Consider the following 19,956-nt stretch of genomic DNA (forward strand, 5'->3'; position numbering starts at 1 on the left):
AATTTTTTAGAATATTTCCAAACGGCTAATTCTTTCGACAGCTTTGGCTAATCGCTCTTCTGATGATAGTAGCCCTACTCGAACATAGCCCTCTCCAAATTCACCAAAGCCAATTCCAGGTGCAACCATAATATGTGCCTGATCTAGGAGAATATTTGCAAATTCTGAGGAAGAATAACCTTTAGGAACCTTAAGCCATGCAAAAAAAGAACCGTTTGGTGCGTTGACATTCCAGCCTAAGGAACGAAGCCCATCTATCAGTACGTTCCTTCTGCGCTCATACAGCTCATTTAACTCCTTAACACAATCTTGTGGACCTGTTAAAGCTTCAGCGGCTGCTTCTTGAACAGCCCCAAATAAACTGACATACAAATGGTCCTGCATCAGTTCAATAGCGCTTATTACGCTTTCATTTCCAACCGCAAATCCAACACGCCAACCTGCCATATTATAGGTTTTAGATAAAGTATAGATTTCAATTCCAACTTCTTTTGCCCCTTCAAGCTGTAAAAAACTCAAGGGTTTTTGACCATCAAACCCGATTGCCCCATAGGCAAAATCATGGACTATACAAATATCATGATCACTTGCTAGTTTAATTGTTTCTTCAAAAAATTCACAAGTAGCTACCGCACCAGTAGGGTTATTGGGATAATTGAGGAACATTACTTTAGCCTTTTCTAGGTCTTTCTCATTTAGTTCGGTATAATCAGGCAAAAAGTTTTTATCCTCTTTGAGCGGCATCATAACCATTTCTGCTTTAGCCAGTGCGACTCCTGATAAATAATCCGGGTAGCCGGGATCGGGTACAAGAATTGTATCGCCGGGATTTAATAGACACTGAGGAATCTCAACCAGCCCTGCCTTCCCACCAAATAATATAGCTACTTCTTTGGTAGGATCAATGGTTACTCCATATTCACGTAAATAAAAATCAGCAACAGCCTTTTTTAAATAACTGTGCCCCTGAAATGGAGAATATTTGTGATTTATTGGATTCACCGCCGCTTCTTGAAGTTTGGCAACAATATGAGCGGGGGTTGGCTGATCAGGGTTGCCTTGCCCTAGATTAATAACATCATATCCCTGTGAAATATATTCCCCAACTTTTTTAACAAGAGAAGCAAAAAATTGCTTCGGAAGACTGTTTAATAGCTCCGATGGTGGAAATTGTTTCATAGTTCTCACCTGCTTTAAGTATTTTCATTATGAAATTCTAGTCACAAATGATATAACTTTTATAATAGCTTGTAAAGAAAAAATTCCGAAAGTTTTAACGAGGTGAAAAATTATGAAACTAAAAATCTCATGTTTACAAATGGATATCGCTTTCGGTGATCCAAATAATAACTATCAATCTGCAGAAAGGCTTATTGAAAAAGCACAATCTGATAAACCCGACATCATTGTTCTTCCAGAATTATGGACCACAGGATATGATTTGACTCGTCTCGATGAAATCGCTGACGACCATGCCTTACAGACAATTAATTTTCTTCAAGAAGCGGCAAAAACCTACCAAGTGAATTTCGTCGGAGGATCGGTAGCCAATCGTGAAGAAAGTGGTATTAAAAATACCCTTCTCATCATCAATAAGGACGGCAAACTTGTTCACCAATACAGTAAACTTCACCTATTTAAGCTGATGGATGAGCATGTTTATTTAGAAGCAGGAAACGAAAAAGGAATTTTTCAATTGGAAGATAATAAATTTGCTGGTGCCATCTGTTATGATATCCGTTTTCCAGAGTGGATACGTGTTCATTCTGCTGCAGGTGCTGAAGCATTATTTGTGGTGGCAGAATGGCCGCTTCAGCGCTTGTCCCATTGGAGAGCTCTTTTAATTGCCAGAGCCATTGAAAATCAGTGCTACGTAATCGCTTGTAACCGATCCGGTCAAGACCCAAATAATCAATTCGCTGGGCACTCGTTGATTATTGACCCGTGGGGAGAGGTGGTTTCAGAAGCCGGTACCAGCGAACAAATATTGTCAGCAGAAATTGATATAAATCTGGTCAAAGAAGTTCGGAGACAAATCCCTATTTTCGCAGATAGAAAACCAGAATATTATAAATATTAATATTCAAAATATATTGACACTATCCTTTTGATACTGATATGATTTTTACCAGTTGAATAGATTTTCTCTTATCACGAGCTGGCTGAGGGATTTGGCCCTTTGAAGCCCAGCAACCGACCTTACAACCATTACAAAATGGCGTCTAATGCGCTAAAGAACCCTCTAAGGCACGGTGCTAATTCCAACAGAAGGATCATCATCTTTCTGAGAGATAAGAGGTGCGATAGACAAATATTGTCTTCTAGCCTCTTTCAGATGAGAAAGGGGCTTTTTAGTACCTATGGGTACAGATTAGCCTCCCAAAATTAAGGAGGAACCATAATGAGTCTATTAAAGCAAAAAACATATCAGCCGTTAACAAACGAAAGTGCGGTTGAACTGGCACTTGATTTAAATATTTTTGCAGGGCATGCGACACTATCCTGCAAGGAAATTGGCGACGGCAATCTCAATCTTGTCTTTCATATTGTCGATGAATTGGAAGGAAAAAGTATCATTATTAAGCAAGCTCTCCCCTATGCTAAAGTTGTTGGCGAAAGCTGGCCATTAACGCTGAAACGAGCAAAAATTGAAGCGGAAGCATTGAAAATTTTCAAACAAATTGCTCCTGATTATGTACCGGAGGTCTTTTACACTGATGATGTACTTGCTGTCACAATAATGGAAGACCTATCCCATCTTCTAATTGCAAGAACCGGCTTTATCAAGGGTGAAACTTACCCATTGTTTGCTAAACATCTGGGTGAATATCTCGCTAAGACATTATTTTACACTTCGGATTATGGATTAGGACCATCTATCAAAAAAGAATATCTCCAACAGTTTATCAACCCTGAACTATGCAAAATCACTGAGGATTTAATCTTTACTGATCCTTTTGTCGATGCAGACACCAACGAATTTGAAGGTGGTCTCCGTCCAGCGGTGGAAGCACTATGGAGGGATGAAGAACTCCAGTTTCATGTAAATGTTTTAAAGAAAAGCTTTTTATCAGAAACTGAAGCTCTTCTCCATGGTGACCTTCATACAGGTAGTGTATTTGCGGGTCAAATAGAAACAAAGGTAATTGACCCAGAATTTGCTTTCTATGGACCGGCTGGCTTTGATATTGGGCAAGTATTTGCGAATCTACTTTTTCAAGTAATTGCGAATGAAGAAAAACGAGATCTTTTCATCAACCACGTTGAAACGGTCTGGAATGTATTTAAAGACCAATATACCTTCCTTTGGAATACAGAAAATAAAGAGACTGCTGCAAAAACTTCTACATTCCTAAACTATCAGTTATCCAAATTTTTTGAGGATTCCATTGGCTTTGCTGGATGTGAATTAATCAGAAGAACAATTGGATTATCACATGTTGCGGATTTAGATGGGATTGAGGGTGAGCAAACAAGAATTGCTGCAAAACAGAAAACACTTGAAATTGGTACACTCCTCATTAAGCAGCGAAAAGAAATTAAAAGCCTTGCTGCCTTCATAACAAAAGTAAGAGAATTAATCTAATCAAAGAAAGGGCTCCAAAAAGTCATATAACTGACTTTTTGGAGCCCCACTTTATTTCACTATTTACAGCATTGGATTTTCATCTTTTGCTTTTAGACGCTGCCATCTTTTCTCAACTTCAGCTTCAAACTCTTCTAACATTGGTTTGTTTTCTTCTTTGAGTAGGTGTTTTGTTTTACCCATGTATTTTAACCAATCCGAAAGCGGAATTCTTTTGTTCTTCTCTTCTGGATTGTAAGTTATTGTTGTCACACCTTGTTCCACTTCATAGAGTGGGAAGAAGCATGAATTTACAGCTGCTTCAACAATGGTTGTACCGAAACGATCATCGGATTTCCAGTTTAGCGGGCATGTAATCAGAAGTTTGCCATAAACGGTTCCCACATTTTGTGCATACCACTGTGCTTTTGCACCTTTTTTAACTAAGTCTTGCGGGAATGCTTCTGAACCAGTAAACACATAAGGAATATTCGTTGACGCCATTATTTGTGCTGTATCCTTATGATGGAAGGCTTTTCCACGCTGTGTTTTTCCCACACCTGATGTACTTGTCATATGACCAAGTGGAGTAGAATAGGACATTTGTGAACCTGTATTCATGTAGCCTTCATTATCGTATTCAAGCATAATTAATTTATGTCCGCGAAGAGCTGTTCCAATCGCAGAGCCCATACCAATGTCCATCCCGCCATCACCAGTAATCATTACAAATGTGGCGTCATCCGATACGTTAATTTCACCGCGGCGCTTTAATTCCATAAACGCTTCAACCGTACCTGAAAGCGTAGCTGCACCGTTTTGGAATAAATTGTGCATCATTGTTTGCTTATGTGAAGTGCTTGGATAGGATGTAGTTGTTACATAGGCACAGCCTGTTTGGAATAAAGTAACAATGTCGCCCTCAATACCTTTAAAGAACAACTCTAGTCCAGCAAAAATTCCGCAGCCTGGACAAGCACCGTGACCTGATGCTATTCGCTTTGGTTTACCAGTTAAAGCACGAAGTGGCGGGATTTTCACCTTCAATTTATTGGTTTCTTCATCCATTTTTACATCAATTAGGCCTGTTTTATATACATCCCCATGCTGTGGCAAAATAACTGGCTTAAGAATTTTTTCAGGGTTACCTTCAATATGACCATAGTAATCAAACGGCTTTTCGGCATAACCCTTCTCCATTGTATCAATGGCCATATCAAAGAAAGCCTGTGCATCACTTGCATAGAAGTCTTTACCGCCCAAACCAAATACGCGGCTTAACACGATTGTCTTGTTTTCTTTGTCATCCTGAAGGGCAGATTTCACTTCATGTGTAAGGTTAGGACCATTTGCACCGTAGGAATCAGCACGTTCTCCAATTAATAATGATTTAACATTTTTAAGGGCCTCGCGAATTTCCTTTGCAGGGAATGGACGAATAATATTCGGACTGATTACCCCCGCCTTAATACCCTTGGCACGAAGTTGATCGACTACATCTTTTGCAGATTCTGCAGCAGAGTTTAATAGAAATAGTGCGACATCCGCATCTTCCATTTTATATAAATCTAGTACGGGATATTCCCTACCAGAAAGCTTAGCATATTCTGCGGCTACCTCTTTAAATACCTCACCAGCATTGTACATTGCTTCTGATTGTTGGAAGTGATTGTTTAAGAAGTCATCACCACTCATATGAGCACCAACTGTTACAGGCTTTCTCAAATCCCGAACAAAATTATAATCGGTTGGACATTCCCCGACAAATTGTTGAACAACGCTGCGGTCCTTAAAGAATTCTACGCGGCGTTTTTGATGGGATGTAAAGAATCCATCATATGCAACAATAACTGGTAAGCGGACTTTTGAGTGTTCTGCAATTTTAAGTGCCATAATATTCATGTCATAAACAGCTTGTGGTGTTTTTGCAGTTAAGATGACCCAACCTGTATTTAATGCATAATAAAGATCTGAATGGTCCCCGCGAATATCTAGTGGACCACTAACAGCTCGAGTAACTAGGTTCATGACCATTGGAAAACGAGTTCCGGACTGAACTGGCATCTGTTCAAGCATATATAAGAATCCATTGGCACTGGTTGCGTTGATTACACGTGCACCAGTTGCAGCAGCACCATAGCAAATACCTGCAGAACCATGCTCTCCATCTGCTGGAATCAACTTAATATCATGCTCGCCTCGAGTTTTCATTTGATCTAAAAATTGTGCAACCTCAGTTGAAGGTGTGATTGGGAAGTATCCCATAATATGATAATTGATTTGTGCTGCAGCCATTGCAGCCATTTCATTTCCTGATTCAAAGGTAGATATTTGTTCTGCTACGCTTTTTGTTGATAATTTATCTTCTAAAATAGCCATTATTGGATCCCTCCTGCAATATAAGGAAAGTTTTGCTTAACGCGGTTGGTATCTGCATACCCTAACATTTCACGAAGATCGCCAAGTGCATCTGTCGGACATGCTTCGACACATTTTAGACAGCCCTTACAATATTGGTAATCAATACCCTTAAGGAACATTTGCTTTCTGCCCCGCTTATCTTCTCCTTCTTCCCATACAAAACAGAAGTCTGGACAAACATTGTCACATGCAGCACAGTGAATACATTTATCTTGCTGGAATTCCGGAAGGAACCCTTGGCGCGAACCACTTAAATCTTTAAAAATACTGTTTGCCTGTGAAACCATAACTCCACCGATTTCCTGAGTCATATAGCCAAGCTGTGGTAGCGGACGAGTAAATGCTTTCCCTTCAGCTCCTGCTGGAACTTCATAAGTCTTAAATTGAACTTCATTATAACCACGGTCAAAAGTACGGATATTTGGTTCAACAAGATGTGGATATTTCTTGGTAAACGTTTTCCGGATAACATCTCTCATCGACTCTGGATCTAAGAAATCACAAATACGATATAGTGCACCAAGCATCGCTGTATTTACTTTCGTTTTTTCCTCTACTGCTATCTGTAGTGCATCAACAATGGCAAGGGTACCGTACTCTAATTGTAAATCGTGTTTAACTTCGTCGAAATTTCTAGCTGTATTTACCAAAACAATACTATCAGGATTTAAGCCGCTGACAACATCAACAGTTCTATATAAGGCTTCATGGAAAACACCAACAATATGTGGTTGTTCAATTGGACTATGATCTCTAATTTCTACATCTGGGTCACAGAAACGGATAAAGCTTTTAACCGGCGACCCCTTCTTTTCAGAACCATAGGATGAAAAATTGGACCCTTTCAAACCAAGACTTAAAACGCCAGCTTCAGCCAACATTTTTCCAGCAAGGTTAGCTCCAAGTCCTCCGATTGATTCTAGGCGGATTTCAAAGAATCCTAATTCATTTTTTTTCGGTAAAATAGACATAATGTCCCTCCCCAATCTCGTAAAACGAAATAGACATAAAATTTTAACTTCCCCACGACTATTGTAAGACTTATATTTTTATTAAGCTGTGATAAAAGTCAAACACAACAAAAAAAGTTTTATAACACATAATTTTTATATTGAAAAAATACGTCTAAATATGATTTTCAAGGTGGTTATTAATTATATAACAGGAGGTTTATTGTTGTATTACAGCACACCATAAAAAAAGTCTGCACCCGGTTATGGTGCAGACCCTTTGTAAATTTTAAAGATCATTAATAACGATATAGGTAGCTTTTACTGGTCCGTGAACTCCAACAACAAGATTTAATTCAATATCTGCTGAGTTACTTGGTCCAGTAATAAAGTTAATGCATGAGGCAACATGACCGGTTTTCTTATGAATTTCCCTCATCTTTTGCGCAGCTTGCGTAATCCGCGGCACTAATGAACTTTTCGGAACAAGAGCAATATAGGTGGCTGGTAAAAAGCTGACGGTTCTGCCTTTATTCTCATCGCTAAATAATACAACCGTACCTGATTCAGCCAGTGTTATTTCACTAATCGTAATCCCCACATTTGCCTTTTCCGCTTTTGCGATATTTTTTTTACCCTTGGTGTGGTTCCATTCATAGACATCCATCTCTTGACAAGGCCATTCCTGCTTAAATAATGAATCAAGTCCCCACTTCGAAAAACGCTCATCTTTCCACGTTACGATTGGACCGCCGCCATAGCCTGAAACCACTTGGTTAAGGGTAGCCGCTAAATCCTTTTGATTCGTTTCATATATATTTGTATGAATTTTCTTACATTGTTCCTTTAAAACCTCTAAAAGATCATCCTGCGTAGTATCTTTCAATACCTCATCCTGGGGACGAAATTTCCAAACTGGTCTATCAACCGGAGAGGAAATTCGTGGGCGGTCAAGGCGGCTGGCGATTTGATTTAAAAATTTATCCCGATTTTGAATAGTCCCTGCCATGATTATTTCCCTCCTTTTTCACGGTTTTTAAACCAATCTCTGAAACGCTCTTTATTTGGTGCTGGAAAATCACGAATATCTGTCCATGCCTTTAAAGGACCTGGTCCTTTTGAAATTTTCTCCCCAACAGTAAATGGATTCATTGCTGCTGGTGCCATTTTTGAACCAATATTATACATCATTGGTGATGCTGCACCCAAACCAAAAGCTTTCATAAGTAGTTTTTCGGCGATTGGTGCTTTCCCTTCTTGCTCAACAATAACTTCGCGATGTTTATGAAGAAGGTTATGTAACGGTATTTTTACTGGACATACCTCTGTACATGCTCCACATAGTGTTGAGGCATACGGAAGTTCTTTAAATTCATCATATCCGCCTAATAATGGCGATAACACTGCTCCGATTGGCCCTGAATAGATGGAGCCGTATGAGTGTCCACCGACATGACGATAAACCGGACATACATTTATACAAGCAGCACAGCGGATACACTGTAATACTGACTGGAATTCTCCCCCAAGAATCTTAGATCTGCCATTATCAACAATGACAAGGTGGAATTCCTCTGGACCGTCAACATCTAATGCTTCTCTCGGTCCTGTTAACACAGTAATATAACTGGTTAATTTTTGACCTACTGCACTTCTTGTTAATAAGCTAACAAGGACTTCCATTTCTTCATATGTTGGAACTAGTCTTTCCATTCCCATAACGGTAATTTGCGTTTTCGGCAATGCCGTTACTAAATCAGCATTACCTTCGTTAGTCACTAAACTAAAAGATCCTGTCTCCGCAACAGCAAAGTTACAACCCGTAATACCGATGTCAGCTGATAGATATTCCTTACGTAACATTTCACGTGCATGCCACGCTAATTCTTCTGGTTTGGATGTTTTTGTGTAACCTAGCTTCTCTGTAAATACATCGCGAATTTGCTCTTTATTTTTATGCAAAGCTGGCACAACAATATGTGATGGCGGATCATGATCATCAATTTGCAGAATGTATTCGCCTAAGTCCGTTTCAATGACCTCACAGCCTTCATGCTCGAGCATGGAGTTTAAGCTGATTTCTTCCGTTACCATCGATTTAGCTTTTACAATTTTCTTTGCTTCCTTTTTCTTGACAATTTCTCTAATATACTCATTAGCTTCTTCTTTCGTCTGAGCGAAGAAAACATGCCCGCCGCGTTTGGCAACATTCTCACTTAATTGCTCCAAGTAATAATCCAAATTTTCAAGTACATGCTGACGGATTTCTTCACCATGCGAACGCCAGTCTTCCCAGTTTCCTAATTCCTCAGTAGCGATTCTCCGTTTTACGCCCATGCCATCCTGTGCTCCAGCAACAGCACCGCGCATGAAATCATCATGAATCCCTTTATCAACACGATCTTTAAATTGATCCGTGCTAATTTTCATAGCCATGCAAACATTCCTCCACCTTTGTAGAATATATTAATCTAGATATAATAAACGTTCGGTCATCGACTATTTAAGACCTCTGCAATATGCAACACTTTAATTGGCTTTCCTAATCTTCCAATTCGACCGCCAATGTTCATTAAGCATGCTGCATCAGCACCAATTAAGTACTCGGCACCTGTTTCTTCTACATGACGAACTTTTTCATCTACCATTTGTTCTGAAATTTGTGCCATCTTAACAGCAAAAGTTCCTCCAAATCCACAGCATTGCTCCTTTCCAGGCAATTCTGTGAACTTTAAACCTTTAACATTACTTAGCAGAATCATTGGCGCTTTTCTAACTCCTAACAATCTTGTCATATGGCAGGAGGTATGATATGTAACCGTTCCTTCAAAACGTGCCCCAACATCCTCAATTTTTAGGACATCGACAATAAATTGAGTGAGTTCATAAGACTTTTCTGCCAATTTCTTAGCCTTTGGTTCCCAAATTGGATCGCCTTTAAATATGTGAGGATATTCGTGGAACATTGTGATGCATGAACCTGATGGAGATACGATATACTCGGCATCATTAAAAGTATCTATCATACGTTTCATTGCTTCTTTTGTTTCTTTAACATACCCACTATTATAGGATGGCTGCCCACAGCATACTTGGGACTCAGGAAAATCTATTTCACACCCAAGCTTTTCAAGTAGTTCTACTGTTGCTTTTCCTACATTACTTTGAAACATATCTACTATACACGTTGCAAAAAGTGTAACCTTCATGGCGGTCTTCCTCTCCTATAAATCAGATTTTTATAATCCAGCTGATGAACTGGTCATCTGATGACTTAATAAAAAAAAGAAATATTTCTATATTATTTATACTACAACAAAAGTGGCAAACTTTGAAAGTGCTTCCAGAAAATTTTCTGAAAAAAAAATCACACGTATCTCCAGCCGAAGCTGGCATACATGTGTTTAGAAATTATCTTGATAAGTTCGTTGAGAGAAAATACTTTTGCAGGATTGCTTCAACATTCTCTAAGTGAACAAGCATACAATTTCTTGCCTTTTCTTCATCTTTGTCTTTAATTGCCTCATAAATATCCCGATGTTCTTCATAAAGCCGTTCCACCGTAGTTTGTTTAGAAAAGAGCCATACCCGACGTGTTTCTTTCATTGTTTCTCCCATTAATCCAGATACATGATTCATCAAATTCAGCAAAAGAGGATTTTGTGCAGCCTCAGCAAGGGCAAAATGAAATTGTAAATCAGCTATTTCACCGAGTGCCTCATCTCCATTGGCACTCTTCATTTCTTCAAGTGCCTTCTCCATCTTTAAAAGATGATCAGCCGTCCTTTTTTTAGCGGCTGCGGATGCTGTTCCAATCTCAATAATCTTCCGAACTTCTAATAGTTGAGCGATATCCTCTTTATTCATTAAAATTGCAGTTGATAGTGGAAAAGTAATTTGCTCTGTTTCAAATTCTTTAATATACGTGCCTTCCCCTTGCTTCATTTCAACAAGCCCCATCGCCCTCAAGGAAGTTAGTGCTTCTCGAATCGCAGATCTTCCAACTTGAAAATTTTCAGCCAATTGTTGGACAGAATCAAGTTTTTCTCCCGGTTTAACCTGACCAGAGCGTATCATTTCATAAATGGCTTCTGCTACTTCTTCATAAATCTTTTTTGGTTTAATTTTCTTATATTGCACCCATCCAGCCCCTAACATCTAACAACATTTCATAAATCAGACGCAATTTAATTATACATTTTTTTCTTAAAACTGCACCTACGAGTTACTTTTATTTTAAAAAAACACCTTTTACAATTTTTTAATGTGGTAATGTTGTAAAATGTAAATTTTCAAAAAAATATTGTTTTTCTACCAAATTAACCATATAATTCATTTTAGCAACTTAGACATCAAGTCATCTGATGACCTTGTCACCGTTTGTAAGCGGTTACTCACAAAAAGGAGGGTAGGCACTTTCTCTTAGGGTTTAAAAATCAAAACAAGCTAATTCGGGGGGATTAAGCTATTATGACATTTACTCAAAATTTTACTGCAGTGGGAGATAATCTCGCACTTTCTGCAGTCGTTGCACTAATTCCAATTCTTTACTTTTTCTGGGCTTTAGCTATTAAACGGATGAAGGGTTATCTTGCTGGATTATCAACACTTGCCATAGCTTTAGTGATTGCCATTTTCGCTTATAAAATGCCGGCTGGAATGGCATTTATGTCTGCATCACAAGGTGCTGTATATGGGATAATTCCGATTGGCTGGATTATCATTACATCAGTATTCTTGTACAAACTTACTGTAAAAACAGGACAATTCGATATTATCCGTAGTTCCGTTGTTTCTATTACCGAGGATCGCCGTTTACAAGCATTATTGGTAGCGTTTTCTTTTGGAGCATTTCTTGAAGGTGCAGCAGGTTTCGGAGCACCAGTTGCCATCTCCGCAGCACTTTTAGTTGGTTTAGGATTTAACCCTTTATATGCTGCAGGACTTTGTCTTATTGCTAATACTGCCCCTGTTGCATTTGGAGCTATTGGTGCACCAATCATTGCAATGGAAGGTCCAACTGGTATTGCAGCTACAGAAATTTCTAAAATGGTTGGCCGTCAGTTACCATTTCTATCAGTCTTCATTCCTTTCTATCTAGTATTTATCATGGCAGGCTGGAAAAAAACAAAAGAAGTAATGCCAGCGATTCTTGTTTCAGGTGTTGCATTTGCTGGAACTCAATTTTTTACTTCAAACTATATGGGACCAGAACTTCCCGATATCTTATCTGCATTAGTTTCATTATTTGCACTTGCTATCTTCTTAAAATTCTGGAAGCCAAAAACCATTTTCCGCTTTGCTTCTGAGCAAGAACTTGCTGCTACATCAGCAAGAAAACTTAAAACACAAGAAGTAAAACATACAGGTGGACAAGTTTTCAAGGCATGGTCACCATTCCTATTATTAACAGCCATCATAACTCTATGGGGTATGCCAACTGTTAAACTAGCATTAACTGGGCATTATGAAGGAGCAAATGCTATTCTAAAAGCTGTGAATACAATTGGACACGCATTTACTTTTATTCCTAATGTACCATTAATCAATAATAAAATAATTAATATAGCTGGCGCACCGATTCCTGCCATTTATAAATTAGAACTTCTTGGCGCCGCTGGTACAGCAATCCTAATTGCAGCCATCATAACAAAATTCATTGTTGGTATCTCTTGGAAAAATTGGTTGGCTACTTTTGGAGAAACAATTAATGAACTAAAATATCCAGTCATTACAATTGCAGCTGTGGTTGGTTTTGCTTATGTAACCAATGCCTCTGGAATGAGTACAACTCTTGGAATGACTCTAGCAAAAACAGGTTCATTACTATTTCCGTTCTTCTCACCTTTCCTTGGCTGGCTTGGAGTGTTCATTACTGGTTCTGATACTTCTGCAAACTTATTATTTGGTAACCTACAAAAAATCACCGCAGAATCTGTCGGCATGCACCCAGTCCTAGCACTTGCGGCTAACTCCTCAGGTGGGGTAACCGGAAAAATGATTTCACCACAATCGATCGCTGTTGCTTGTGCTGCTGTAGGTCTTGCAGGTAAGGAATCTGAATTGTTCCGCTTTACAATTAAACACAGTTTCTTCTTAGTTATTATTATTGGAATTATGACCTTTATTCAAAGTCATTTCCTTTCAATAATGATCCCTTAATAAACAGTTGGTTAAGACCCATGCCCGAAACGGCATGGGTCTTTTGAATGGTTTACTACTCTTTTTGTCTAAACTAAGCTATAATAAAATATTGTTCTTATTTAAGCAAAGGAGTTTTATCATGAATGTGATTTGTTCTACCTTGAATGCTAAGTATATACATACCAACCTAGCGATACGGTATTTAAAAGCATACGCAGAACCTGAATTTACTATACAAATCAAAGAATATACGATTAAGGACCCCGTCCTAAACATTGTTACTGACCTTTATCAACAAAAGCCTGAAGTGATTGGATTTAGTTGTTATATATGGAATATTGAAGAGACCATTAAAGTGGTCAATATGATAAAAAAGGTTAATCCATCAATAAAGATTGTCCTCGGCGGGCCTGAAGTAACTTATGATACACATGAATGGATGGAGAAAATACCAGAGGCCGACTTTATTGTCATCGGTGAAGGGGAACAAACCTTTAAACAGCTGCTTACTGAAATTAAGACCACAAAAAATTTCAAAAATGTACCGGGTATTGCTTTTCGTGACAAAGAACAGGTAGTAATTACACCTCAAATGAATAAACTTGATCTTAAGGAACTGCCATCACCATATCGATTCCCTGAAGATATCACTCATTTAGGCAAAAGAGTCACCTATATTGAGACAAGCCGCGGTTGCCCATTTAGCTGTCAATTTTGCTTGTCATCCATTGAAGTAGGTGTCAGGTACTTTGATCGTGAAAAAATTAAAGAGGATATTCGTTACTTAATGGCTAATGGGGCAAAAACAATTAAATTTGTTGATCGAACCTTTAATATAAGCAGAAGTTATGCAATGGAAATGTTTCGCTTTCTAATAGATGAGCATCTTCCGGGAACCGTCTTTCAGTTTGAGATTACTGCAGATATCATGCGTCCAGAGGTAATTGAATTTCTTAATCAAGAAGCACCAAAGGGACTATTCCGCTTTGAGATTGGCGTCCAATCAACCAATGACTTTACCAATGAACTCGTGATGCGAAAACAAAATTTTTCGAAGCTGACAAGAACGGTTTCGATGGTTAAGGAAGGAAGAAAAATTGACCAGCATCTGGATTTAATTGCGGGTTTACCTGAGGAAGATTATGATTCATTTCGAAAGACCTTCAATGATGTCTTTGAATTACGTCCGGAAGAACTGCAGTTAGGTTTTTTAAAAATGCTCCGTGGAACGGGAGTACGTCTTCGAGCCGCGGAACACGACTATATTTATATGGATCATTCTCCTTATGAAATCTTAAGCAATAATGTCCTTTCCTTTGATGATATTGTAAGAATAAAGCAGGTTGAGGATGTTTTGGAAAAATACTGGAATGATCACCGGATGGATGCTACAGTTGAATTTTTAATTACACATGTTTTTCCGTCACCGTTTGATTTCTTTCAACAGTTCGGTTCATATTGGGAAAACCAAGGTTGGTCCAGAATTGGTCATCAACTTGAAGACTTATTCCGAAGACTGTATGCCTTTTTGGAATACTTGGACGTTAATGACTTAGATGTTATAGCTGGCCTGATGAAGTATGATTATCTTAAGAACCATAAATATAAACCAAGAAAACCATGGTGGGAAGCAAGTTTTGACAAGGATAAAAGAACACAAATTTACAAACAAATTTCTGAGAAGCCTTCCCTACTTGGACAATCCTTTGTTGATCTTGGCCTTGATGAAAAAGAATTGTTTAAACATACAATGCTTGAAGAGATTTCCTTTGATTTACCACAATTTCAAACAACGGGCAAGATTGATAAGCACCCTTCTTGTTTATTAGCTTATTTTGACCCAATTAATGGTCGAACACTTATCTTTTCATTTCTTGAGAACTAAAAAAGCCGGCATTGCCGGCTTATTTTTTTTTATTACTTTTCTTCTCTTTTTGGGACACTTGTAAAACATCATATAATTTTGTGCCGTTAACATCGCCAAATTCAACACTGAATTCTTCCGTAGGAATGCGCGGTGGGGTTTTACGGCGGCTTTTCATTAACTTCTACCCTTTTTTCCTTGTTTGGAATTTCTATTCTGAAACCTAATAGCATTGTTATTATCGGTAAATTCCGCTGAAAATTCACTTTCTTGTACATTCTTATGAGGGGTTTTTGTATATTTTTCTACCGCATCAAATTCTGCTTTACGCTTAGCCATCAAATATTCCTCCCTTAAAATCAATCTTACCTCCATAGTTTTTAACAAATTAATGGTTATCATTCCTTTCCTTATTTTTCATAAATAAAATTTTGTTACTCGAAGAAAATAAGAAAAAACAGGAGTGTGTTGTAGATGACAAATGAAAACAAAGAAAATAAGCAGGAAAAACTAAGCATAAATGAAACTTTTCCGCACCAGATAAATTCTCCTAGTTTTAAGGGGACCGGAATAAAAATTGAACCTCCCTTTGTTAATAAACACGGAGTAGTTATAGGTGACAGTCATTACGCCTCAGAAAATTCTCCGTTGGAAAACTGGGATACTAATACAGATCCCTCAATTATGGCTGGGGATGAGTGGGTTCATCCCACCAATGATATTGGCTGGAACACATCAGAAAATCGAGAATTGCTTGAAAGTAAGAAGAAACCACAAGCCTACCCCTTTATGCATCCCACTAAAGACGTAAGCCATGGCAGTGATTGAAAAATAAATAAAAAATCGCTCTGGGAATTTCCAGAGCATTTTTTTATTTAATTTTTAAAGACCCGCTTTTAATAAAAGCTTGATATAATTATTTTCAGGATTTACCGGAGGTGGCAGCATTGATATTACCTGAATTAGCTGAAAAAATTGTTAAAGAAGTTAGAAAGTTAATCGGAGAAGATATTATTGTCGTAAACACAGAAGGGGATATTATTGCAAGTACAGACATGGAAAGAGTCGGCACCTTCCACGAAGGAGCGTTGTTAACCGCCCAAAAAAAGCGGAAACTGATTATTACCGAAGAAGATCAGTTAAAGTTAGCTGGTGTAAAAGCAGGGATTAACTTTCCTATCTTCTTTCAGCATGATGTGATTGGCGTGCTTGGGATTACGGGGGACCCCAATAAAGTTACCCCTTTTGGTGAGATTATCCGAAAAATGACTGAACTTCTCATTAGTGAAAATTATTATGCAGAACAACACGACTGGCATACACGTGCTATAGAATCATTTGTAATGGACTGGGTTCAATCTAAAGAATGGGACGACCCTTTTATCAATCGTGCGAAATTATTAGCCATTGATTTAAAGGCCAAAAGAACAGTGGTTATTATTGAATTTTTAGGACTAAACTCGCCACTGTCGAGAGACAGTTGGTCTTCAATTTTTAATAGGTTTCAGGAGAATACACAAGAAGTTGTAGCCCGTACAGGGAACGAACGAATGGTATTGCTCATAAATTCTTCAAAAGGTCCTACTCGCGCTTCTATCGAGAAGAGATTAATGAAATTTTTTCTGTTCTTATTCAATAATTTTGGAATTCAAGCAGTGGCAGGTGTTGGCCAAGCGGCAGAATCATTTGAAATTAGTCATTCCTATCGCCAAGCGGAACGGTCATTAAAAATTGCCAAGGTAAATGGCACGATTACCTTTGACGAAAATTTGACCCTAGAAATGATTTCTGAAGAGATAAATCCCAAAACTAAAGCGGATTTTGTAATCAGGACCATTGGACCTCTTCTAAAGGAAGTGGAACTGCTTGAGACTTTAAAGGAATTATTTAAGCAAAATCATTCTTTAAAGAATACAGCAAAAAAATTACATATACATATTAATACTCTCCATTACCGTTTAAAAAAAGTGGAAGAATTAACCCATTTGAATGCTAATAATATCCAAGATTTGGTCAACCTGTATCTAGGTATTCTCTTTTTGGATGAACAAACAAAAATTAGAAAATAAAATCGACTTTTTTTAGATGTTTATCTATAGCAGGCAGATGCCTGTTTTTTTTATACTTTATTTAGGTAATAAAACTTATTAACTTGTAAGCGTATTCAAGGAATGGGGGAAACAGAATGCTTTCCAATATAGTAAAAGAAAAGTTACAAGCAATTGTTTCAAAGGAAAATTTTGATGATGCTAAAACCGAACGACTTGTCTACTCTTATGATTCGACACCAAATTTGCAGTCTATGCCAGATGCCGTAGTTGCACCAAGGAATACAAAGGAAGTATCTGAAGTTGTTAAGGTTTGTAATGAATATAAAGTTCCCATCGTTCCACGCGGTTCAGGAACCAATCTTTGTGGAGGAACGTGTCCAACTGAAGGTGGCATTGTTATCCTTTTCAAACATATGAATAAAATCATTGACCTAGATGAAGAAAATTTGACCATAACTGTCCAGCCTGGTGTCATTTCACTCGATGTAGCTAATGCAGCATCTGCGAAAGGATTATTCTATCCACCCGATCCAGGTTCAATGAAAATTGCCACCATTGGTGGAACCATAAATGAAAACGCTGGTGGATTGCGTGGACTTAAATATGGGGTTACACGGGATTATGTAATTGGTCTTGAAGTTGTTATGCCAAACGGTGATATCATCAAAACGGGAGGAAAGCTGGCAAAAGATGTTGCTGGTTATGACCTAACTCGTCTAATGGTTGGCTCTGAAGGCACACTTGGTATTATCACTGAAGCAATTTTGAAGCTCATTCCTATGCCTGAAACTAAGAAAACAATGTTAGCTTTATACCAAGATCTTGAAGCAGCTGCCAAGACCGTTTCCAAGATTATTGCTAATAAAATTATTCCTATTACACTTGAATTTCTTGACCAGCCGACCATTAGGGTCGTTGAGGACTATTCAAAAATCGGCTTACCGACAGAAGCAAAGGCAATATTATTAATTGAACAAGATGGCTCACCAGAAGTGGTGGATCGCGATATTGAGAAAATTATCGAGGTCTGTAAACAGGAAGGTGCCGTATCCGTTCAAGTGGCTTCCTCAGAGGAAGAGGCCTTAGCTTTAGCAGCAGCTAGGCGTACAGCTCTTTCGGCATTGGCCCGTCTTAAGCCAACCACGGTACTGGAAGATGCTACTGTCCCAAGATCTGAACTAGCTAAAATGGTAAATGCCATTAATAAAATAGCTGCAAAATACAACCTGCAAATCTGTACTTTCGGTCATGCTGGTGACGGTAATCTCCACCCCACCTGCCCTACTGATTCAAGAAATCATGAGGAAATGGAACGTGTCGAAATGGCTTTTGCTGAAATCTTCGAAAAAGCTGTTGAACTAGGCGGAACCATAACCGGTGAGCATGGTGTCGGCGTGATGAAAGCCCCTTACCTAGAATTAAAGCTGGGCAAAGAAGGCATTGCTGTAATGAAAGCAATTAAGCAAGCTTTGGACCCAAATAATATTATGAATCCTGGTAAAGTCTTTGCAAAAGAGGAAAGAAAGCGCGTAGTCCTGACAGAACAAGGAACAGCAATGGAAAAAGTGGTGGTTACACAATGACAACTGTGAAAGAAAAAGAAATGATTCAAGAACAATTCAAAGAAAGAATGAATGAAGATGAGCTATTAAATTGTATGCGCTGTGGTTTTTGTTTACCTGCTTGCCCCACCTATATTGAATCAGGTTACAAAGAATCCCACTCTCCTAGGGGCAGAATTGCGTTAATGAAGGCTGTTGTCGATGGTCTGATTGAACCCGATGAAGATTTTGAGCGATCGCTCAACCTCTGTCTCGGCTGTGTAGCCTGTGAAACGGTTTGCCCTTCTGGAGTAAATTATGGTCATTTATTAGAGGAAGCGCGAGATATTGTCAGTCAAAACAAGAAGTACTCCTTACCCACTAGAATTGTCCGGAAGACAGTATTTGATGGACTGTTTCCACATCCAAATCGGATGAAAAACGTAACCGGGCTAATTGGATTCTACCAACGCTCTGGTATTCAGTCGATTGCAAGGAAAATAGGATTTTTAGGTATTTTACCTGACCATTTGGCCTTAATGGAAAAAGCGCTTCCTAAAGTCGCGACCATGAAGGAATTGAAAAATAGACCTGTACATGTCGAGCCAATTGGCAAACAAACTCATCGTGTCGCCTTTTTTAGCGGCTGTTTGATGGACTCCATGTTTATGAAAACTAATGATGCAACCATCAAATTACTCCAATTGGCAGGCTGTGAAATTGTTATTCCTGAGGACCAAACATGCTGCGGTGCCCTCCATGGACACTATGGTGAAAAAAGCGGTTCAAAGGATTTAGCTAAACGAAATATTAAAGCTTTTGAAGATTTAAATGTAGATTTTATCATAACGAATGCCGGCGGTTGCGGTGCCTTCTTACTTGGTTATGATCATATGTTAAAGGATGATCCTGAATGGAGCCAACGAGCGAAGGATTTCACTGAAAAAATTCAAGACGTATCAGAGATTTTGGTTGCTGTTGACTTTCATAAAAAGGTAAAATTAGAGCTTCCAGCTCAAATTATTACCTATCAGGATTCCTGTCATTTGAGGAATGTGATGAAAACAGCCTCAGCACCTAGAATACTTCTACAATCAATTAAAGGTGCAGATTATACAGAAATGAAGGATGCCGATCGTTGCTGTGGTTCGGCAGGAATATATAATATTATCGAGTCCGAAATGTCGATGAAAATGCTCGATTATAAAATGACGCAAGCCAAAAACACACATGCAGCAACAATTGTTACTGCCAACCCTGGTTGTTTATTACAAATGAAGGTGGGCATTGAAAAGGAAGGATTGGCTGAGAAAATGAGAGGTGTCCATATCGTTGACCTCCTATTAGAAGCTGTTAAGAATTAAAAAAGAGCCATTTGGCTCTTTTTTCATTTTGCTTTAGAAATTAATATCCATTAACG

The 19,956-nt window shown here is 38.5% G+C and carries 17 protein-coding genes and 1 riboswitch; of the genes, 8 read left to right on the forward strand and 9 right to left on the reverse strand.

What is annotated here, in order from left to right:
- Positions 1 to 6 precede the first annotated feature (6 nt).
- Positions 7 to 1,179: a pyridoxal phosphate-dependent aminotransferase gene (locus V7121_RS07940; protein WP_335546278.1), complete on the reverse strand. Its 1,173-nt coding sequence runs from the start codon at positions 1,177 to 1,179 to the stop codon at positions 7 to 9.
- Positions 1,180 to 1,291: 112 nt separating this feature from the next.
- Here V7121_RS07940 and V7121_RS07945 point away from each other — a divergent pair, with 112 nt between their 5' ends.
- Positions 1,292 to 2,080, forward strand: a complete 789-nt coding sequence (locus tag V7121_RS07945) for a carbon-nitrogen family hydrolase (protein WP_335501610.1) — start codon at positions 1,292 to 1,294, stop codon at positions 2,078 to 2,080.
- Between the two features lie 65 nt (positions 2,081 to 2,145).
- A riboswitch (SAM riboswitch) is annotated at positions 2,146 to 2,298 on the forward strand.
- Between the two features lie 103 nt (positions 2,299 to 2,401).
- Positions 2,402 to 3,586 carry an S-methyl-5-thioribose kinase gene (gene mtnK, locus V7121_RS07950; RefSeq protein WP_335501612.1) on the forward strand — a complete coding sequence of 395 codons (1,185 nt, stop codon included), beginning with the start codon at positions 2,402 to 2,404 and terminating at the stop codon, positions 3,584 to 3,586.
- 63 nt (positions 3,587 to 3,649) lie between these two features.
- Here mtnK and V7121_RS07955 read toward each other — a convergent pair whose 3' ends face one another.
- The 6 genes from V7121_RS07955 to V7121_RS07980 form a co-directional block, all read right to left on the reverse strand.
- Complete coding sequence (locus tag V7121_RS07955; protein ID WP_335501614.1) at positions 3,650 to 5,944, reverse strand: thiamine pyrophosphate-dependent enzyme; 2,295 nt, start codon at positions 5,942 to 5,944, stop codon at positions 3,650 to 3,652.
- Entirely contained in the window at positions 5,944 to 6,957 is a 1,014-nt protein-coding gene (locus V7121_RS07960; protein ID WP_335546281.1) for a 2-oxoacid:acceptor oxidoreductase family protein, read from the reverse strand. Before V7121_RS07960 ends, V7121_RS07955 begins: the two co-directional genes overlap by 1 nt.
- A 268-nt stretch (positions 6,958 to 7,225) precedes the next feature.
- A complete protein-coding gene (locus tag V7121_RS07965; protein WP_335501618.1) occupies positions 7,226 to 7,945 on the reverse strand; it encodes a LutC/YkgG family protein in 720 nt (239 codons plus the stop codon).
- Positions 7,946 to 7,947: 2 nt separating this feature from the next.
- The gene (locus V7121_RS07970; protein WP_335501620.1) at positions 7,948 to 9,372 is read right to left on the reverse strand and encodes a LutB/LldF family L-lactate oxidation iron-sulfur protein; all 1,425 of its coding nucleotides are present in this window, start codon (positions 9,370 to 9,372) and stop codon (positions 7,948 to 7,950) included.
- Positions 9,373 to 9,428: 56 nt separating this feature from the next.
- Complete coding sequence (locus V7121_RS07975; protein ID WP_335501621.1) at positions 9,429 to 10,145, reverse strand: (Fe-S)-binding protein; 717 nt, start codon at positions 10,143 to 10,145, stop codon at positions 9,429 to 9,431.
- A 202-nt stretch (positions 10,146 to 10,347) separates the two neighbouring features.
- The gene (locus V7121_RS07980; protein ID WP_335501623.1) at positions 10,348 to 11,076 is read right to left on the reverse strand and encodes a FadR/GntR family transcriptional regulator; all 729 of its coding nucleotides are present in this window, start codon (positions 11,074 to 11,076) and stop codon (positions 10,348 to 10,350) included.
- Between the two features lie 330 nt (positions 11,077 to 11,406).
- Here V7121_RS07980 and V7121_RS07985 point away from each other — a divergent pair, with 330 nt between their 5' ends.
- Both V7121_RS07985 and V7121_RS07990 read left to right on the forward strand, forming a co-directional pair.
- Positions 11,407 to 13,098: an L-lactate permease gene (locus V7121_RS07985; RefSeq protein WP_335501625.1), complete on the forward strand. Its 1,692-nt coding sequence runs from the start codon at positions 11,407 to 11,409 to the stop codon at positions 13,096 to 13,098.
- Between the two features lie 121 nt (positions 13,099 to 13,219).
- Positions 13,220 to 14,965: a B12-binding domain-containing radical SAM protein gene (locus V7121_RS07990; protein ID WP_335546283.1), complete on the forward strand. Its 1,746-nt coding sequence runs from the start codon at positions 13,220 to 13,222 to the stop codon at positions 14,963 to 14,965.
- A gap of 19 nt (positions 14,966 to 14,984) precedes the next feature.
- On the opposite strand, the gene V7121_RS07995 is transcribed toward V7121_RS07990, so the two are convergent.
- Together V7121_RS07995 and V7121_RS08000 are read right to left on the reverse strand one after the other, a co-directional pair.
- On the reverse strand, positions 14,985 to 15,122 hold the full coding sequence (locus tag V7121_RS07995; RefSeq protein WP_335546286.1) for a hypothetical protein: 138 nt from the start codon (positions 15,120 to 15,122) through the stop codon (positions 14,985 to 14,987).
- Positions 15,122 to 15,283, reverse strand: a complete 162-nt coding sequence (locus V7121_RS08000) for a hypothetical protein (protein WP_335501631.1) — start codon at positions 15,281 to 15,283, stop codon at positions 15,122 to 15,124. The genes V7121_RS07995 and V7121_RS08000 overlap by 1 nt, the downstream gene beginning before the upstream one ends.
- Before the next feature lie 135 nt (positions 15,284 to 15,418).
- On the opposite strand from V7121_RS08000, the gene V7121_RS08005 reads away from it, so the two are divergent.
- From V7121_RS08005 to V7121_RS08020, 4 genes are all read left to right on the forward strand, one after another.
- Positions 15,419 to 15,772, forward strand: coding sequence for a DUF3905 domain-containing protein (locus V7121_RS08005; protein ID WP_335501633.1), 354 nt, complete (start codon positions 15,419 to 15,421; stop codon positions 15,770 to 15,772).
- A 110-nt stretch (positions 15,773 to 15,882) separates the two neighbouring features.
- Positions 15,883 to 17,013, forward strand: a complete 1,131-nt coding sequence (locus V7121_RS08010; protein WP_335501634.1) for a CdaR family transcriptional regulator — start codon at positions 15,883 to 15,885, stop codon at positions 17,011 to 17,013.
- A gap of 116 nt (positions 17,014 to 17,129) precedes the next feature.
- Positions 17,130 to 18,578 carry a glycolate oxidase subunit GlcD gene (gene glcD, locus V7121_RS08015; protein ID WP_335501635.1) on the forward strand — a complete coding sequence of 483 codons (1,449 nt, stop codon included), beginning with the start codon at positions 17,130 to 17,132 and terminating at the stop codon, positions 18,576 to 18,578.
- Entirely contained in the window at positions 18,575 to 19,900 is a 1,326-nt protein-coding gene (locus tag V7121_RS08020; RefSeq protein ID WP_335501637.1) for a (Fe-S)-binding protein, read from the forward strand. Before glcD ends, V7121_RS08020 begins: the two co-directional genes overlap by 4 nt.
- The last annotated feature ends 56 nt before the right edge of the window (positions 19,901 to 19,956 follow it).

The organism is Neobacillus drentensis (assembly GCF_036962125.1).
Classification (GTDB): domain Bacteria; phylum Bacillota; class Bacilli; order Bacillales; family Cytobacillaceae; genus Neobacillus; species Neobacillus drentensis_B.

Coding starts and splice junctions, on each gene's coding strand:
- V7121_RS07940 (WP_335546278.1), bottom strand. CDS start 1,179: ATGAAACAATTTCCACCATCGGAGCTATTAAACAGTCTTCCGAAGCAA.
- V7121_RS07945 (WP_335501610.1), top strand. CDS start 1,292: ATGAAACTAAAAATCTCATGTTTACAAATGGATATCGCTTTCGGTGAT.
- mtnK (WP_335501612.1), top strand. CDS start 2,402: ATGAGTCTATTAAAGCAAAAAACATATCAGCCGTTAACAAACGAAAGT.
- V7121_RS07955 (WP_335501614.1), bottom strand. CDS start 5,944: ATGGCTATTTTAGAAGATAAATTATCAACAAAAAGCGTAGCAGAACAA.
- V7121_RS07960 (WP_335546281.1), bottom strand. CDS start 6,957: ATGTCTATTTTACCGAAAAAAAATGAATTAGGATTCTTTGAAATCCGC.
- V7121_RS07965 (WP_335501618.1), bottom strand. CDS start 7,945: ATGGCAGGGACTATTCAAAATCGGGATAAATTTTTAAATCAAATCGCC.
- V7121_RS07970 (WP_335501620.1), bottom strand. CDS start 9,372: ATGGCTATGAAAATTAGCACGGATCAATTTAAAGATCGTGTTGATAAA.
- V7121_RS07975 (WP_335501621.1), bottom strand. CDS start 10,145: ATGAAGGTTACACTTTTTGCAACGTGTATAGTAGATATGTTTCAAAGT.
- V7121_RS07985 (WP_335501625.1), top strand. CDS start 11,407: ATGACATTTACTCAAAATTTTACTGCAGTGGGAGATAATCTCGCACTT.
- V7121_RS07990 (WP_335546283.1), top strand. CDS start 13,220: ATGAATGTGATTTGTTCTACCTTGAATGCTAAGTATATACATACCAAC.
- V7121_RS07995 (WP_335546286.1), bottom strand. CDS start 15,122: ATGAAAAGCCGCCGTAAAACCCCACCGCGCATTCCTACGGAAGAATTC.
- V7121_RS08000 (WP_335501631.1), bottom strand. CDS start 15,283: ATGGCTAAGCGTAAAGCAGAATTTGATGCGGTAGAAAAATATACAAAA.
- V7121_RS08005 (WP_335501633.1), top strand. CDS start 15,419: ATGACAAATGAAAACAAAGAAAATAAGCAGGAAAAACTAAGCATAAAT.
- glcD (WP_335501635.1), top strand. CDS start 17,130: ATGCTTTCCAATATAGTAAAAGAAAAGTTACAAGCAATTGTTTCAAAG.
- V7121_RS08020 (WP_335501637.1), top strand. CDS start 18,575: ATGACAACTGTGAAAGAAAAAGAAATGATTCAAGAACAATTCAAAGAA.